14 protein-coding genes are annotated in these 15,810 nt (G+C 59.3%); 8 read left to right on the plus strand and 6 right to left on the minus strand.

Features of this window, described 5'->3' with window-relative positions:
• The first annotated feature begins 56 nt into the window (after positions 1-56).
• The 5 genes from mce (at position 57) to ASG68_RS10765 (ending at position 4,873) form a co-directional block, all read left to right on the plus strand.
• On the plus strand, positions 57-461 hold the full coding sequence (gene mce / locus ASG68_RS10745) for a methylmalonyl-CoA epimerase (RefSeq protein ID WP_062576422.1): 405 nt from the start codon (positions 57-59) through the stop codon (positions 459-461).
• A gap of 95 nt (positions 462-556) precedes the next feature.
• Entirely contained in the window at positions 557-826 is a 270-nt protein-coding gene (locus tag ASG68_RS10750) for a DUF1467 family protein (protein WP_062576424.1), read from the plus strand.
• 695 nt (positions 827-1,521) lie between these two features.
• The gene (proS, locus tag ASG68_RS10755; RefSeq protein ID WP_062576426.1) at positions 1,522-2,850 is read left to right on the plus strand and encodes a proline--tRNA ligase; all 1,329 of its coding nucleotides are present in this window, start codon (positions 1,522-1,524) and stop codon (positions 2,848-2,850) included.
• 10 nt (positions 2,851-2,860) lie between these two features.
• Positions 2,861-4,171, plus strand: coding sequence for a lipoprotein-releasing ABC transporter permease subunit (locus ASG68_RS10760; protein ID WP_062576428.1), 1,311 nt, complete (start codon positions 2,861-2,863; stop codon positions 4,169-4,171).
• Between the two features lie 18 nt (positions 4,172-4,189).
• Positions 4,190-4,873 (plus strand): ABC transporter ATP-binding protein, encoded by a 684-nt coding sequence (locus tag ASG68_RS10765; RefSeq protein WP_062576430.1) that lies wholly within the window; start codon positions 4,190-4,192, stop codon positions 4,871-4,873.
• 18 nt (positions 4,874-4,891) lie between these two features.
• Here the strand turns inward: ASG68_RS10765 and ASG68_RS10770 are convergent, their stop codons facing one another.
• Both ASG68_RS10770 and ASG68_RS31340 read right to left on the minus strand, forming a co-directional pair.
• Entirely contained in the window at positions 4,892-5,470 is a 579-nt protein-coding gene (locus ASG68_RS10770; RefSeq protein WP_113567568.1) for a hypothetical protein, read from the minus strand.
• Between the two features lie 62 nt (positions 5,471-5,532).
• Positions 5,533-5,919 (minus strand): hypothetical protein, encoded by a 387-nt coding sequence (locus tag ASG68_RS31340; RefSeq protein ID WP_156384862.1) that lies wholly within the window; start codon positions 5,917-5,919, stop codon positions 5,533-5,535.
• Between ASG68_RS31340 and dnaE the strand changes: the two genes are divergently transcribed.
• Positions 5,918-9,424 carry a DNA polymerase III subunit alpha gene (dnaE, locus tag ASG68_RS10780; protein ID WP_062576435.1) on the plus strand — a complete coding sequence of 1,169 codons (3,507 nt, stop codon included), beginning with the start codon at positions 5,918-5,920 and terminating at the stop codon, positions 9,422-9,424. The two genes, ASG68_RS31340 and dnaE, sit on opposite strands and share 2 nt — an antisense overlap.
• 18 nt (positions 9,425-9,442) lie before the next feature.
• On the opposite strand, the gene ASG68_RS10785 is transcribed toward dnaE, so the two are convergent.
• The 4 genes from ASG68_RS10785 to ASG68_RS10800 form a co-directional block, all read right to left on the minus strand.
• On the minus strand, positions 9,443-10,669 hold the full coding sequence (locus ASG68_RS10785) for a L,D-transpeptidase family protein (protein WP_112406079.1): 1,227 nt from the start codon (positions 10,667-10,669) through the stop codon (positions 9,443-9,445).
• A 126-nt stretch (positions 10,670-10,795) separates the two neighbouring features.
• Positions 10,796-12,085 carry a DNA polymerase IV gene (locus ASG68_RS10790; protein WP_062576440.1) on the minus strand — a complete coding sequence of 430 codons (1,290 nt, stop codon included), beginning with the start codon at positions 12,083-12,085 and terminating at the stop codon, positions 10,796-10,798.
• Positions 12,086-12,228: 143 nt separating this feature from the next.
• Positions 12,229-12,861, minus strand: a complete 633-nt coding sequence (locus tag ASG68_RS10795) for a hypothetical protein (protein ID WP_062576673.1) — start codon at positions 12,859-12,861, stop codon at positions 12,229-12,231.
• A gap of 11 nt (positions 12,862-12,872) precedes the next feature.
• The gene (locus ASG68_RS10800; RefSeq protein ID WP_062576442.1) at positions 12,873-13,145 is read right to left on the minus strand and encodes a DUF3572 domain-containing protein; all 273 of its coding nucleotides are present in this window, start codon (positions 13,143-13,145) and stop codon (positions 12,873-12,875) included.
• Positions 13,146-13,311: 166 nt separating this feature from the next.
• On the opposite strand from ASG68_RS10800, the gene ASG68_RS10805 reads away from it, so the two are divergent.
• Together ASG68_RS10805 and ASG68_RS10810 are read left to right on the plus strand one after the other, a co-directional pair.
• Positions 13,312-13,683, plus strand: a complete 372-nt coding sequence (locus tag ASG68_RS10805) for a response regulator (RefSeq protein ID WP_003547430.1) — start codon at positions 13,312-13,314, stop codon at positions 13,681-13,683.
• A 111-nt stretch (positions 13,684-13,794) separates the two neighbouring features.
• Positions 13,795-15,162, plus strand: coding sequence for a PleD family two-component system response regulator (locus ASG68_RS10810; RefSeq protein ID WP_062576444.1), 1,368 nt, complete (start codon positions 13,795-13,797; stop codon positions 15,160-15,162).
• The last annotated feature ends 648 nt before the right edge of the window (positions 15,163-15,810 follow it).

Consider the following 15,810-nt stretch of genomic DNA (forward strand, 5'->3'; position numbering starts at 1 on the left):
CTGCCGGCGTCCTGTTGGCGGGTGTTGCGAAAACGAAAGCGCGAAAAGGCAAAGTCATGCTCGGACGTGTCAATCACATCGCTCTGGCTGTACCGGATCTCGCGGAGGCAGCGGAGCGGTATCGCTCGATGCTTGGTGCTTCGGTGACGGAGCCTGACAACTTGCCGGAGCATGGCGTCCGCGTCGTGTTCGTTACCCTCGAAAACACCAAGGTCGAACTGCTAGAGCCGCTCGGTGAGGATTCGCCGATCGCTGCTTTCCTGGCGAAAAACCCCTCCGGCGGCATGCACCACATCTGCTACGAGGTTGCCGACATCCTTGCGGCCCGCGACAGTCTGGTTGCAGCCGGGGGCAGGGTGCTGGGCAATGGGAAGCCAAAGATTGGTGCGCACGGCAAGCCGGTTCTCTTCCTGCATCCGAAAGACTTCTTCGGAACGCTGATCGAGCTGGAACAGGTGTGACAGAAAGGCGCGTTTGTGTGGCGCACCTGAAAGGGGTATAAGGCCGCACATTGTCGAGGGGGAGGTTTCGGCCACCTTTTACTGCGAGAACCAAGATGCCGCTTTTTTCCGTCTTCGCGATCTATTTCATCATCTGGTGGCTGTCGCTGTTCATCGTCCTGCCGATCGGACTGCGGACGCAGGCGGAGGAGAATGACGTGGTGCCTGGCAGTGTCGAAAGCGCACCGGCCCGGTTTCGACCGTTGAAGATTTTTGTGGCGACGTCGGTGCTCGCGGCGGTGATCCACATCGCCTGGTATATCCTCTCCGTTCGCCTCGGTTATGGCATCGACGTCATCCCGCAATTCGCTCCGAAATTCTATTGACAGCGTTGCAGGTGTTTCGCCTGCGACATCCACTAATGTGAACGACTTACGTAGAGTCAGTTTTTGGATGGTGATGTACGTGCCACATAATTGACACGATCGCGGAGTGCGACGGTTTCATGACTGATTTGCGCTGGAAAAAGCCAAAAAAAAACAAGGCTAAAAGCCTTGTTTTTTAAAGTATCGCGTGATCCTTATCCGTTTCCGGTGGCTGCGTGTGACCGCGCCTAAGATCTTATCCTCCCAAGACTTGACCGCGAAATCGACAAGAATTTAATCTCCCTGCCTCTTTTGTGAGCCAAAACTAGCTCAAACATTATGCGTTGTCATCTGATTTTTTTGCATTTTTGCTACAGTTCAGCAAAATTTTTCCGTTGACAACTTCTGTCGAAATCCTGTTACTACCGTGCCTTTTTGACGCATGCGTCACCGATTTCGATGCCCCGAAAATCCCGCTGCCGTAAGGTCTGGGGACCGCGAAGATGACGGGTTTTCTTCCTGCTGCGAAGCGTTTATGAACGCGTGAGCGCGGTACATCCTCCTAATGGAATCAACTGGCCGGATCATCGCGGCATTAAGTCAAACGGCAGTGTCCGGAATGCGCCGATAGGAAGCGTGACTGGACTGCAAGCTCAACGTTATTTCGCCCGATTCCAAAGATAGTGCGAAATGCTTCTCAGTTCTGGAACCCATTCATGCGCCTGTCCCGCTTTTTCATGCCCATTCTAAAGGAAAATCCCAAGGAAGCGGAGATCGTCTCGCATCGGCTGATGCTGCGCGCCGGCATGGTGCGGCAGCAGTCTGCCGGCATCTATAGCTGGCTGCCGCTCGGCAAGCGCGTTCTCGACAAGGTGAATGCGATCATCCGCGAGGAACAGAACCGCGCCGGCGCCATCGAGCTGCTGATGCCGACGCTGCAATCCGCCGAGCTCTGGCAGGAAAGCGGCCGCTATGAGGCCTATGGCAAGGAAATGCTGCGCATCAAGGACCGGCAGGACCGTCCGATGCTCTATGGTCCGACCAACGAGGAAATGGTCACCGACATTTTCCGGTCCTACGTCAAGTCCTACAAGGACCTGCCGCTGAACCTCTATCATATCCAGCTGAAGTTCCGCGACGAGATCCGTCCGCGCTTCGGCACGATGCGCTCGCGAGAATTCCTGATGAAGGACGCCTATTCCTTCGACCTGACGAAGGAGGGGGCGATCCACTCCTACAACAAGATGTTCGTGGCCTATCTGCGCACCTTCGATCGCCTCGGCCTTCGCGCCATTCCGATGCGCGCCGATACCGGCCCGATCGGCGGCAACCACAGCCATGAATTCATCATCCTCGCCGATACCGGCGAGTCCGAGGTTTTCTGCCACAAGGATTTCGTCGATTTCGACATTCCGGCCGTCGATACAGACTTCGACAACGTCAAGGGTCTGGAAGGCGTGTTCGACAAGTGGACGTCGCTCTATGCCGCAACGTCCGAAATGCATGACGAGGCAGCCTTCAACGCCATTCCGGAAGGCGATCGTCTTTCGGCGCGCGGCATCGAAGTCGGCCACATCTTCTATTTCGGCACGAAATATTCCGAGCCGATGGGCGGCAAGGTTCAGGGACCCGACGGCAAGGAGCACACCGTGCATATGGGCTCCTACGGTATCGGCCCGACGCGCCTGGTTCCGGCGATCATCGAAGCCTCGCATGACGAAAACGGCATTATCTGGCCGGCCTCCGTCGCGCCGTTCGATGCCGTGGTCATCAACATGAAGTCGGGTGACACTGCCTGCGACGCGGCCTGCGAGACGATCTATGCAGCCCTGAACAAGGCCGGTTTCGACACGCTGTACGACGATACGGACGATCGTGCCGGCGCCAAGTTCGCGCAGGCTGACCTGATCGGCGTGCCCGTGCAGATCATCGCCGGCCCACGTTCTGTCGCCAATGGCGAGGTTGAACTGAAGGATCGCAAGACCGGTGCGCGTGAAACATTGACCATCGAGGCCGCCATCAACAAGCTGACCGCCGCGAAATAAGGGGCCGAGAATGAGCGCCGCGACGCTAGAGCAGGAAAAGACGGTTGCTTCCCAGCCACCGTCGAGCCGTGCATTTTCGACATTCGAACGCATGGTGGCCTGGCGCTACCTGCGCTCGCGCCGCAAGGAGGCGTTCATTTCGGTGATCGCCGGCTTTTCCTTCATCGGCATCATGCTCGGTGTCGCGACGCTGATCATCGTCATGGCCGTCATGAACGGCTTTCGTACGGAACTGATTTCCCGCATCCTCGGCATCAACGGTCATATGATCGTCCAGACGACCGACGGTCCGCTCGACAATTATGCCGATCTGGCGACGAAGTTTTCCGGCATCCAGGGCGTCACCATGGCGATCCCGATGATCGAGGGGCAGACGCTGGCCTCCGGCCCGAGTGGTGCAGGCACCGGCGCCCTGGTTCGCGGCGTACGCGCTGATGACCTCACCAAGATGAAGGCGATCGCGGATCACGTCACCGCCGGCGACCTCGTCGGTTATGCGGCGGGCACCGGCGTTCTGGTCGGAAAGCGCATGGCCGAACAGCTCGGCATCACCGCCGGCGGCACGATCACGCTGGTCTCGCCTGAGGGCGATATCACACCGATGGGCGTCAATCCTCGGGTGAAGTCCTATACGGTCTCGGGTGTTTTCGAGCTTGGCATGTCGGAATATGATGCCTCGATCATCTTCATGCCGCTCGAAGAGGCGCAGCTCTATTTCAACGCACCGGGCATCGCGCAGTCGATCGAGCTGTTTGTGACCAATCCGGATCTGGTCGATGATCTGCGTGCGCCGGTGGAGGCCGCTGCCGCCGGCCGCCAGGTGTTTCTCACCGACTGGCGAGACCGCAACAAGACGTTCTTCTCGGCCCTGTCCGTCGAGCGCAACGTCATGTTCATGATCCTGACGCTGATCGTGCTGGTCGCGGCGCTCAACATCGTTTCCGGCCTGATCATGCTGGTGAAGGACAAGGGGCGCGATATCGCTATCCTGCGCACCATGGGCGCGACATCCGGGGCGATCATGCGCATCTTCTTCATGACGGGCGCGGCAATCGGCATTGTCGGAACGTTCGCCGGCGTGCTTCTCGGCGTCGTCGTCTGTCTCAACATCGAATCCATCCGCCAGTTCTTCTCCTGGCTCTCCGGGGAGACGCTGTTCAATCCCGAACTCTACTTCCTCAGCCAGCTGCCGGCCGACATGAACCCGGGCGAGACCATTTCCGTGGTCGCCATGGCCATCGGCCTTTCCTTCCTCGCCACGATCTTTCCGGCCTGGCGCGCTTCGCGCCTCGATCCGGTTCAGGCTCTGCGCTACGAATAACCAAGGATTACCGACACGATGAATGCGCGCGTGGCACTGCAGCTTACCGGCGTCGAACGGCATTACAGCCAGGGTGACGAAACCCTGACGATTCTGAAGGGTGCGAACTTTTCCCTTCACGGCGGCCAGACCGTCGCACTCGTGGCGCCGTCCGGCACCGGCAAGTCGACACTGCTTCATCTTGCGGGCCTTTTGGAGCGCCCGGATGCTGGCGAGGTCCTGATCAACGGCCAGTCCTGCGGCGAACTCAGCGACCAGCAGCGCACCTCGATTCGCCGTAACGAGATCGGTTTCGTCTACCAGTTCCACCACCTGCTGCCGGAGTTCACGGCAATTGAAAACATCATGATGCCGCAGCTGATCGCTGGTCTTGCTAAGGCCGAGGCGCGCGAACGGGCGGCCGCGCTGCTGGACTACATGAGGATCGGTCACCGCGCCGAGCATCGCCCGTCCGAACTGTCCGGCGGCGAGCAGCAGCGTGTCGCGATTGCCCGTGCCGTTGCCAATGCGCCCCTGGTTCTGCTGGCCGATGAACCGACCGGCAATCTCGACCCGGAAACCGCCGGCTACGTCTTCGAGGCGCTTGAGGCGCTGGTGCGCCAGTCCGGTCTTGCCGCGATGATCGCTACGCACAACTACGAGTTGGCCGCGCGCATGGACCGTCGCGTGACCATCGAGGACGGCAAGGTCGTCGAACTGTAGCCGTTTAAGCGGGGCCTGCTATTTCTGACAGGCTGTCTGTCCCACGTCGTCGTTCCAGTCCTTGAGGAAGATCAGCTTGCCGGTGACCGACACGGCTCGGCCATTGCTCTTTCCCTTGCCGGTGAGGACATTGAAATCGCATTCCGTCGTATTGTCCGGATCCAGCGTGTCGTACGACGTGTAGGTGTAGCCGGCGACGACAAAGTCGAAATTGCGATAGGCGACAGTCAGCTTCTGTTCCCAGCGATCGCGGCCAATCGCATCATTGTGCGAGGTAATCAGGATCGAGCCGTTGGGTAGGGCAGTCACCGACGGTACCTGTCCCGCCATTTCCAGGTTGCCCCATATCTTGTTGGGTGCGACCGTCTTCAGCACCAGCGCACCGGTGTCGCCGTTATTGAGATAGATGTAGACGGCGTTGTCCGCGTCGCTGTCGGCGCCGGGCGAGACCAGCATGGCGAGGTCCGCATTGCCGTCCTTGTCCCAGTCGCCCGTAGCAGCCGAGACGATGCGTTCCGGATCGATCGCGTCGGCCGCCGATACCACCTGCGCGCACAATCCAAACAGCGCCGTCATGACGGCCATCGACATCTTCATCCGTGATCTCCCTTTTGTGACGGCGGCAGACTAGTCGGCCGATTTACTGCCGTCCAGACGATTTAACCGGCGGTAGGCGCGCGTTGGAATTTGTTTACCATCTGCCCAGCCACGCAACCGTCCGTTCGAATTTGCTGCTTGACGAGTGAACATAAATAGAACATTAAAGGAACATAACGAAAAAGGAGCCCCGCAATGACCGACTTTATTCGTGACCTCGCAGCTTTCACCTCCGTCGCAATGTTCATCGCCAGCTTTTCCATCATCATGATGGGCATGTAATTCGGCTCTTTCGCCGCCAGTCTTTCAGGGCTTTGGCAAGAGCGTGAAGCGGCCTGTGGACAATCCGACGCGCGGGTGAAAAAGCCACGCATCGCCAGATGAATTCTGGACATCGGTGGACGGAAAAAGGATATCCTCGGGCCTTCACGGGAATCGAGGTGTGCCATGGCGGATGCGGTCAAAGACAAGCAGCAGGAGAGCGGCGCACCGGGCGAGGTTTCCCCGCAATTTGTCCATCTGCGCGTCCATTCGGCCTTTTCACTTCTTGAAGGGGCCTTGCCGGTCAAGAAGATCATCGGCAAGGCGGTGGCGGACGGTCAGCCGGCGATCGGCATCGCCGACACCAACAATCTGTTCGCCGCGCTCGAATTTTCGCAGAAATGCATGGACGACGGCCTGCAGCCGCTGATCGGCTGCCAGCTGTCGATCGACATGGGCGATGAGGGCGAGGGGGAGAAGCGTGGCCATGCGCAGCATCTGGCCAAGCTCCCGTCCATCGTCCTGATCGCCGCCACCGACGCCGGCTATGTGCGGCTTGTTGATATCGTCAGCCGAGCCTATCTCGGCGGCGAAGGCAACCAGTCTGTGCGCATCGCACTGTCTTGGCTGCAGGACGATGGAGCCGAAGGACTGATCGCGCTGACCGGCGCCTCCGGCGGCCCGATCGACATGCCGCTGAAGTCGGGACATCATGCGGTAGCGGAGGCGCGCCTGAAGTCACTCGCGGACGTGTTCGGCGACCGGCTTTATGTCGAGATCCAGCGTCACGGCAAATATGATCGCCGCCAGGAAAACCGGGTTGTCGATCTCGCATACAAGCTCGAATTGCCGATTGTCGCGACCAACGAACCGTTCTTCCCGTCGCCCGGCGAGTTCGAGGCCCACGATGCCCTCATGGCGGTCGCCCACAACGCCATGGTCTCCGACGACAGCCGTTTCCGCCTGACACCGGATCACTACCTGAAAAGTCGCAAGGATATGGCGGTGCTGTTTGCCGACCTGCCCGAGGCGCTGGAAAACACGATCGAGATCGCCAAGCGCTGTTCCTTTGTGCTCAAGACACGCGGGCCGATCCTGCCGCGCTTTACCGGCGCCTCCGATGATCCCAAGGAAGCCGAGCGCGCCGAAGAAGTGGAACTTCGCCGCCAGGCTGTCGAAGGCCTGGAGCAGCGCATGAGCAAGCTCGGCCTGTCTGCTGGTTACACCGAGACCGATTATCGTGAACGGCTCGATTTCGAGCTGAGCGTCATCGAGAAGATGAAGTTCCCGGGCTACTTCCTGATCGTTGCCGACTTCATCAAATGGGCGAAGCTGCAGGATATTCCGGTCGGCCCAGGACGTGGTTCGGGTGCGGGCTCGCTGGTCGCCTATGCGCTCACCATCACCGACGTCGATCCCTTGCGCTTCTCGCTGCTGTTCGAACGTTTCCTCAATCCGGATCGCGTTTCGATGCCCGACTTCGACATCGACTTCTGCCAGGACCGGCGCGAAGAAGTGATCCGCTATGTCCAGCGCAAATACGGGCGCGAGCAGGTGGCGCAGATCATCACCTTCGGATCGCTGCAGGCGCGCGCCGCTCTGCGCGACGTCGGCCGCGTGCTGGAAATGCCCTATGGCCAGGTCGACAAGATCTGCAAGCTTGTGCCGAACAACCCCGCCAATCCGACGCCGCTCTCCAAGGCGATCGAGGAGGAGCCGCGCTTCCAGGAAGAGGTCGACAAGGAACCGGTGATCGGCCGGCTGCTCGATATCGCCCAGAAGATCGAAGGGCTTTATCGCCACGCCTCGACGCATGCCGCTGGTATCGTCATCGGCGACCGCCCGCTGTCGCAGCTGGTGCCGATGTATCGCGATCCGCGCTCGGACATGCCGGTCACCCAGTTCAACATGAAATGGGTCGAGCAGGCCGGGCTGGTGAAGTTCGACTTCCTCGGCCTGAAGACGCTGACGGTTCTGAAGGTTGCTGTCGATTTCATCCGCAAGCGCAATATCGAGGTCAATCTCGAAGCTCTGCCGCTCGACGACCAGAAGACCTACGAGATGCTCTCCAAGGGCGACACGGTCGGCGTGTTCCAGGTGGAAAGTGCCGGCATGCGCAAGGCGCTGATCGGCATGCGGCCCGACTGCATCGAGGACATCATCGCGCTTGTGGCGCTCTATCGCCCCGGCCCGATGGAAAACATCCCGGTCTACAACGCCCGCAAGCACGGCGAGGAAGAGATCGAATCGATCCATCCGAAGATCGATTATCTGCTCAAGGAAACGCAGGGCGTTATCGTCTATCAGGAACAGGTCATGCAGATCGCTCAGGTTCTGTCAGGCTATTCGCTCGGCGAAGCCGACCTTCTGCGCCGCGCCATGGGCAAGAAGATCAAGGAGGAAATGGACAAGCAGCGCGCCCGTTTCGTCACCGGTGCGGTCGATAATGGCGTATCGAAGCCGCAATCCGATCTGATCTTCGATCTGCTTGCGAAGTTCGCCAATTACGGATTCAACAAGAGCCACGCGGCCGCCTATGCGATCGTCTCCTACCAGACGGCCTATCTGAAGGCGCATTTCCCTGTCGAGTTCCTGGCGGCGTCGATGACGCTCGATATGTCGAACACGGACAAGATCAACGACTTCCGCCAGGATGCGATGCGGCTCGGTATCGCCATCATCCCGCCGTCTGTACAGACCTCGTTCCGTCGCTTCGAGACAGGCGAAAACCGGATCTACTATTCGCTCGCCGCCATCAAGGGCGTGGGCGAAGCGGCGGTCGATCACATCGTCGCCGTGCGCGGTGACGAGCCGTTTACCGATCTCGAGGATTTTTGCCTCCGGATCGATCCGAAGCTGCTCAACCGCCGCGTCTTCGAAAGCCTGATCTGCGCCGGCGCCTTCGATTGTTTCGGGCTGGATCGTGCCGAACTGGTCGGCGGTCTCGATCGCATTCTCGGCTTTGCCCAGATCGCCCAGGCCAACAAGGTCAGCGGCCAAAGCGACATGTTCGGGGCAGGGGCTGCGACAGGTCCGGAGAAGATCAGCCTGCCGCCCTATTCACCCTGGCTGGCATCCGAAAAGCTGCACCGTGAATTCCAGGTCCTCGGCTTCTATCTCTCGGCCCATCCGCTCGATACCTATAACGAGCTGCTGAACAAGATCCGGGTCCAGACCTTCGGTGATTTTGCCGCATCAGTGAAGAAGGGCGCGACCGCCGGGCGCCTTGCCGGCACGGTGACCTCGAAGCAGGAGCGCAAGACCCGTACCGGCAACAAGATGGGCATTATCGCTTTTTCCGATTCCTCCGGCCAGTTCGAAGCCGTGCTGTTTTCGGAGGCCTTGAACCAGTATCGCGACCTGCTGGAGCCCGGCAAATCGCTGGTGATGACCGTGCAGGCGGAAGAGCGGCCGGAAGGCATCGGCCTGCGTATCCAGACGCTGCAATCGCTGGAGGAGCGGTCTCTACAGATGCAGAAGGCGCTGCGGGTCTACGTGCGCGACAGCGGCCCGTTGCGCTCGGTCGCCACGCATCTGAACACGCGCGGGGATGGCCTGGTGTCCTTTATCGTCATTAAGGACAACGGCCAGCGCGAGATCGAGGTCGAGCTAAACGAGAAATACCGCATCTCACCAGAAATCGCCGCCGCGCTGAGGACCGCGCCGGGTGTAATCGACGTCGAACTGGTTTGACCGCGATCGTCGATGGTCTCAGGATTTCGGACCCGCGTGGGTGATCGTCACGAAATCGGTGCCATCGCCGGTTTCTGGGCCGAGACCCATGTCGGTAATGGTGAGAGACGAGCCTTCTGAGAGAAGGCTTTCGATGCGCTGGCGGACATCGTCGGGAATGTGGATGCGTGCGAGCGTGCGCTGCGTGACGTCGAACGCCATTGCATCCTCTTCGAGCGTAATGCCGAGCCGCTTCTTCATCGGGCCGGGCAGGCGGTTGTCGAGCGCCATGCCGAACCATTCACCCTTGCCGGTTGCTGCATCGACATTCTGGAATTGCAGGAAATGTGTTCCCAGCGCGTTTTCCGGCTTGTCGATGATGACGGATGTCCCGAACAAGGGTTGGAAGTCTTGACGGACGAGCAGCTGGCCATTCGGCGGCTTGCCCTTGCCGGCCTTGAGGTAGAGCGCTTCAACGAAAGCCGGCGTGACCTTGCCGTCCACGGTCAGTTTCTCCGCCGTCTGAAAGGCCCTGACGGCCTCCATCGTCTGCGCGCCGGCATAGCCGTCGGCCACGCCTGCCGCATAACCAAGCTGGTTGAGTATTTGCTGGATATCCATGGTCACCTCACGCTGCCCGCGATGGGTGATCAGGATCCGGATCGGTGGCTTCTGCTCGATTTCGACGGCTGCGGTCTTGGTCGGTTCGGTTTCGTTGGTCGCCACCTCAACGGTTTGCGAATGGATCTGGGAGACGCTCGGCCGCAAGGTCGCGTCCGAGAGCAGGGCGGGTTCTTCGACTTTCGGCTGGAAAAGGAAGGGGTCTGAAATCATCACCGGCGTCACCTGCCGGTCCGAGATCACCACATGCAGCCCGCGTCCGGTCATCTTGAACAGTTGTTTCGCGAACGCGTCGGGCATGCGCACGCAGCCGTGTGATGCCGGATAGCTCGGCACGTGGTTGGAGGCGTGTAGCGCGATCCCGGACCAGGTCAGCCGCTGCATGAAAGGCATCGGCGCGTTCGAATAGATGTTCGACTTGTGGAAGCGGCGCTTTTCGAGAATGGAAAAGATGCCCGTCGGCGTCGAATGACCCGCCTTTCCCGTCGAGACGTTCGAGGTCGCTATCACCGTATTGCCATCATAGACGACGAGCGATTGCTGGTCCTTGGATACGATGATCTGCAGGGGCGCCTGGTCGCTGGCCGCAAGCGCAGTGCTTGCGTGGAGGGCGAGGGAAAGGCCGATACCGAAAGCGAAGCGCAAAACCATGGGAATATCCGGACGCAAAACATAAAACGGAAATTGAAGTCGAGGGTAAACTGTGAGTTTTAACGAAGCTTTGCTGTTCCGGCGGGAACACAAGAACGTGAAGCAAGCTCGTGAAGTCGGCTACTTTCGCCGGCCCTTGCCGAACGTGTAGCCAGTCTCGACCGTCGCCTTGCCGAATTTGTCGCGCAGTGTGTTGATCGCGGCTTCGGCGGCGGCGCGACGGGTTGCCTGGGCGTCGACCAGGTCGGGCGGGTCGGCGAGGTCGGGATCGGAGAGGTCGGAGACACCGATGCCGATCAGACGGAATTTCGTGCCGTCGGTTTCCTTGTCGAGAAGCTGCATGCCGGTGCGGAAGATGCGGTCGGCAAGACGCGTCGGGCTGTCGAGCTTGCGGTTGCGCGTCCGGGTCTTGAAATCGGCGGTCTTCAGCTTCAGGACGACCGTCTGCCCGGCGATATCGGCCTTGCGCAGGCGGTGCGCCACCTGCTCGCTCAGACGGCGCAAATGGGTGACCAGATCGTCATAGTCGCAGAGGTCGTCGTTGAAGGTCGTTTCGGAGGAGACGCTTTTCGCTTCGCCATTGATCTCCACCGCGCGTTCATCCTGTCCGCGTGACAGGCGATAGAGGCGCTGTCCCATCGTGCCATAGCGCTTCATCAGATCGGTTTCCTCCATCATCTGGAGTTGGCCTATGGTGCGGATGCCATCGCGCTCCAGCGTCGCGGCAAAGGCCTTGCCGACGCCCCAGATCAGCGTCACCGGCCGCTCCTTCAGAAAGTCCCGTGCCTCGGCTTCTCCGATGACCGAAAAACCACGCGGCTTCTGGAGGTCGGAGGCGACCTTGGCGAGGAACTTGCAATAGGAGAGACCGACCGACACGGTGATGCCGATCTCCTGTTCGACGCGGCGGGCGAATTTCGCCAGCGTCCGGGCAGGCGGGTCATGATGCAGGCGTTCCGTGCCTTTCAACTCCAGAAAGGCCTCGTCGATCGACAGGGGCTGCACCAGCGGTGTCAGTTCCTGCATCAGGGCGCGAACCTGGCGGCCGACGCGCACATATTTCTCCATGTCCGGCTTGATGACGACGGCCTGTGGGCAGGCTTCCAGCGCCTTGAACATCGGCATGGCCGAGCGCACACCGTGGATGCGGGCAATGTAGCAGGCGGTGGAGACGACCCCGCGCTTGCCGCCGCCGATGATCACCGGCTTGTCGGCGAGTTCCGGATTGTCGCGTTTTTCCACCGAGGCATAGAAGGCGTCGCAATCGATATGGGCAAGCGTGAGCTGATAGAGTTCGTCGTGATAGAGCAGGCGGGGGCTGCCGCAGGCGCGGCAACGACGGATAGCGGCCGGCTGCCCCTTCAGGCAATCCCTGCAAAAGCCCGGATAGTGCTGCGCGTCTGTCTGCATCGCCTGGAACAAAAGTTGAACATAGGCACGTTACGCCCTAACATGCCGAGTCTCAAGGCGTGCGATCGTCAATCTCGCGCGCTGTCCCGGGAAAGGTGCGCTTGAACGACATTTACACTCATCGATCAGTTGAAAGGGGCGCGTCAGCGAAAAAGATGCTCGCGGATGATCTCGGCGGTCTGCGTCCAGCCATTTGCCGACATGATGCCGTCACCGGGATGCGGCGCCATCGCGCGAAACTCCGCATTCGCCATCAGGTTGATCAGCAGGCAATCCGGTGCGCAGGCTTGCACCGATTGCAGATTGCGCAGGATATCGTCGATAAAGACCAGCGGCACGTCCCGTGCATCGTGCAGGCGCTGAATGATCGGTCCCTTCGGCTCTTCGCTCGCCAGCAGCGGATAATGAAGCCCGTAGCGGTCGAGAAGGGTCCGCCGCGTACCGGCATGGCGTGGCGCCATCGCTGTGAGAAAGACAATATCAGCATCGTTGGCGAGATCGGCGAGCGTTTCGACCACACGATCGGCCGGTGTTTGCCACCGATCCTGCAATGCAAAGAATTCCTCCAGAAACGCGCTGGTCCGGACGTCGCTGACCGGTTCGCCGCTGTCGATGGCGACGATATTCCCATGCAGCTTGAAAGAGCGGGGCAGGAGATCGTGGCCGGACGAATTGAGGAAGTTGCGCAGCGGTGTGAGGAATTCGAGCACCACTTCATCGATGTCGCAGACGATCAGAGGGCGTTCAGACAGGCATATATGGCCGAAGTCGAGCATCTCGCCCACGCTCAGAAGTCTCCGGGATTGTCTGGACCCGACAGCACCATATGCGCCCGCACAACCGCTTCTGGCTTCGTTCCCGTCGCTTCGCAGAAGGCAAGCAATGTCGGTTCATGGCCCATCAGGAAATCGACGACACCGGCGAGAAAACCCGGATCGGCAGCAGCGTTTCGCAGAGATGAGGGATCGGTGCCGGTGAGCGCCAGAAAACGTCCAATCAGTTCCGGTTCGTTGGCCAGCCAGGCGAGAATGGAAATGGCGGTTTCTTCGGCCTGGGTCACGCTCGTTTCATCCTTGTCGCATTGCGGCGAATTTTTCGCTGAATATTACCTGTTTTTCAACCAAATAGCTTTAGCGTCGAGTCTCCGGCACTCGATGAAAACATCCGCGCGCAACTTATAGGGAAGTGCTTGGCTTGCAAGCCGGAACCGTGAACAAGGGAACGAAATGCCCAAGCAGGTTATGATTGTTGAAGACAACGAGCTGAACATGAAGCTCTTTCGTGACCTGATCGAGGCATCCGGTTACACCACCATCCAGACCCGCAACGGTATGGAAGCCCTTGATCTTGCGCGCAAACACCGGCCGGACCTGATCCTGATGGACATCCAGCTTCCGGAGGTTTCCGGGCTGGAGGTGACCAAGTGGCTGAAGGAAGACGATGAATTGCATGTCATTCCGGTGATCGCTGTCACGGCGTTCGCCATGAAGGGCGACGAGGAACGGATACGGCAGGGCGGGTGTGAGGCCTATGTGTCCAAGCCGATCTCCGTTCCGAAGTTTATTGAAACGATAAAGACATATCTGGGCGACGCATGACGTGTCGCCGGGGCGGCGTTGTGCCGCTTGGAAACCACGTTTTGCGCATGAGGCGATTGTGAAGGCTGAACACGCTTTCTGCCTCATGTGCGTTTTGGCAGGATAGATTGCATGACCGCGCGTATTCTTGTCGTCGATGACATACCGGCCAACGTGAAGCTGCTTGAAGCGCGGCTTGTCGCGGAATATTTCGACGTGCTGACCGCCGCCGACGGCTATGAGGCTCTGGCGATCTGCGAAAAGCAGCCGCTGGACCTGATTCTGCTGGATATCATGATGCCCGGCATCGATGGTTTCGAGGTCTGCGAACGCCTGAAGGCGAACCCGCGTACCGCCCATATCCCGGTTGTCATGGTGACCGCACTCGACCAGCCGTCCGACCGGGTGAGGGGGCTGAAGGCCGGTGCCGACGACTTCCTCACGAAGCCCGTCAACGACATGCAGCTTATGTCGCGCGTCAAGAGCTTGGTTCGCCTGAAGAATGTCAGTGACGAACTGCGTCTGCGCTCGGAAACGGCGCACAGCGTCGGCCTGCAGGATCTCGCCACCAGTGACCGGCCCGATGAATACGGCAACGTTCTGCTGGTCGATGGCCGTGGCAGTTCGCAGGAGCGCATCATGCGTGCCCTGAAGCCGATCGCCGACGTGACTGCCATGTCGGATCCGCAGGCCGCCTTGTTCGAGGCGGCGGAAAACAGTTTCGATCTTGTCATCGTCAATTCGAATTTCGACGATTACGATCCCTTGCGTCTTTGCTCGCAACTCCGCTCGCTGGAACGGACCCGTTACATCCCGCTGTTGATCATTGCCGAACAGGGCCAGGACGACATGGTTGTGCGCGCGCTCGATCTCGGCGTCACGGACTATCTGATGCGGCCGATCGATCCCAACGAACTGGTTGCCCGCAGCCTGACGCAGATCCGCCGCAAGCACTGCAACGACCGTCTGCGCGCCAGCGTCAAGCAGACGATCGAGCTTGCCGTCACTGATGGTCTGACAGGCCTGCACAATCGCCGATATCTCGACAATCATCTCAAGTTGCTGATCGATCGCGCCGTGGCGCGGGGGCGGCCGTTGTCCATCTGCATCACCGATATCGATCGGTTCAAGAGCGTCAACGACACCTATGGTCATGATGCCGGGGATGAGGTCCTGCGCGACTTTGCCCATCGCGTCCGCTCCACAGTACGTGGTGCCGATCTTGCCTGCCGATTCGGTGGTGAAGAATTTGTCGTCGTTATGCCGGACACCCCTGCGGATGCTGCCGCGGCGATTGCCGAGCGTCTGCGGACCATCGTCGAGGATCGGCCGTTCGCTCTTCCGAACTCAGACACAAAACTCTTGATTACGGCCTCTTTGGGTTTGGCAACCCTCAACCTGAGTGGCGATACGCCAGAGGCGCTGCTGAAGCGCGCCGACACCGCGCTATATCAGGCTAAGAATAACGGCAGGAATCAGGTGGTCGCTGCGGCCGCGTGAGCCGAACAGAGCTTAAACGCGCGTGGAGACAGAGTTTTTCCACAGGCCGCCGGCAGTTGATTTTGGCGGTGCCAGATTTTGCCCGTATGAGGCGCACGGCGCCGGAGTTCCCTCTATCGATCGCGGATCGATTGACTGTGCCGATTTCAAACACGCAAGAAACGGCAGGGAACTGCAAAAAATAATAGAAGAGAATCAATAGTCTAATATTTTTTATAAATTTGTTCGGCTTTGCTTGCTTTGGTATTTGAAATTTTAGCCGAACAATAATATGACTTTTTTGGGGCAGTCATTTGGGGGACTGATCCGGCTAAAAGCAGTTCCGAATGTGTATGAGACAATGGTTAAATTAACCATGTCGCTGGCTTGCTGCGCCCCTTGGTTAAGAATTCATTGATTTTTTTTTAGTTTTAGTCAATTCTCATCCGCAAGGGAGAATTGAACTCCCGCGTGTTACCCCACGATGCTCAGGTCCGCCGCATCTCCTGGGTTGTGGGGTTTGTCGGCTGATTTGTAACCAATGCGGTTCCTCGTGCCGCGGTTTCGATCAGCCGACGCCCATTGAAACGTCGTCCCTGCGAGGGGGCGACGTTTTTTGATTCTGGATACCCAAAGCCCGGCCTCTCGCTCGAACAGCCGCAGAATTCA

This window comes from Rhizobium sp. Leaf453, assembly GCF_001425605.1.
Taxonomy (GTDB): domain Bacteria; phylum Pseudomonadota; class Alphaproteobacteria; order Rhizobiales; family Rhizobiaceae; genus Pararhizobium.

Coding starts and splice junctions, on each gene's coding strand:
- ASG68_RS10805 (WP_003547430.1), top strand. CDS start 13,312: ATGCCCAAGCAGGTTATGATTGTTGAAGACAACGAGCTGAACATGAAG.
- ASG68_RS10795 (WP_062576673.1), bottom strand. CDS start 12,861: ATGCTCGACTTCGGCCATATATGCCTGTCTGAACGCCCTCTGATCGTC.
- dnaE (WP_062576435.1), top strand. CDS start 5,918: ATGGCGGATGCGGTCAAAGACAAGCAGCAGGAGAGCGGCGCACCGGGC.
- proS (WP_062576426.1), top strand. CDS start 1,522: ATGCGCCTGTCCCGCTTTTTCATGCCCATTCTAAAGGAAAATCCCAAG.
- ASG68_RS10750 (WP_062576424.1), top strand. CDS start 557: ATGCCGCTTTTTTCCGTCTTCGCGATCTATTTCATCATCTGGTGGCTG.
- ASG68_RS10770 (WP_113567568.1), bottom strand. CDS start 5,470: ATGAAGATGTCGATGGCCGTCATGACGGCGCTGTTTGGATTGTGCGCG.
- ASG68_RS31340 (WP_156384862.1), bottom strand. CDS start 5,919: ATGGCACACCTCGATTCCCGTGAAGGCCCGAGGATATCCTTTTTCCGT.
- ASG68_RS10760 (WP_062576428.1), top strand. CDS start 2,861: ATGAGCGCCGCGACGCTAGAGCAGGAAAAGACGGTTGCTTCCCAGCCA.
- ASG68_RS10765 (WP_062576430.1), top strand. CDS start 4,190: ATGAATGCGCGCGTGGCACTGCAGCTTACCGGCGTCGAACGGCATTAC.
- mce (WP_062576422.1), top strand. CDS start 57: ATGCTCGGACGTGTCAATCACATCGCTCTGGCTGTACCGGATCTCGCG.
- ASG68_RS10810 (WP_062576444.1), top strand. CDS start 13,795: ATGACCGCGCGTATTCTTGTCGTCGATGACATACCGGCCAACGTGAAG.
- ASG68_RS10790 (WP_062576440.1), bottom strand. CDS start 12,085: ATGCAGACAGACGCGCAGCACTATCCGGGCTTTTGCAGGGATTGCCTG.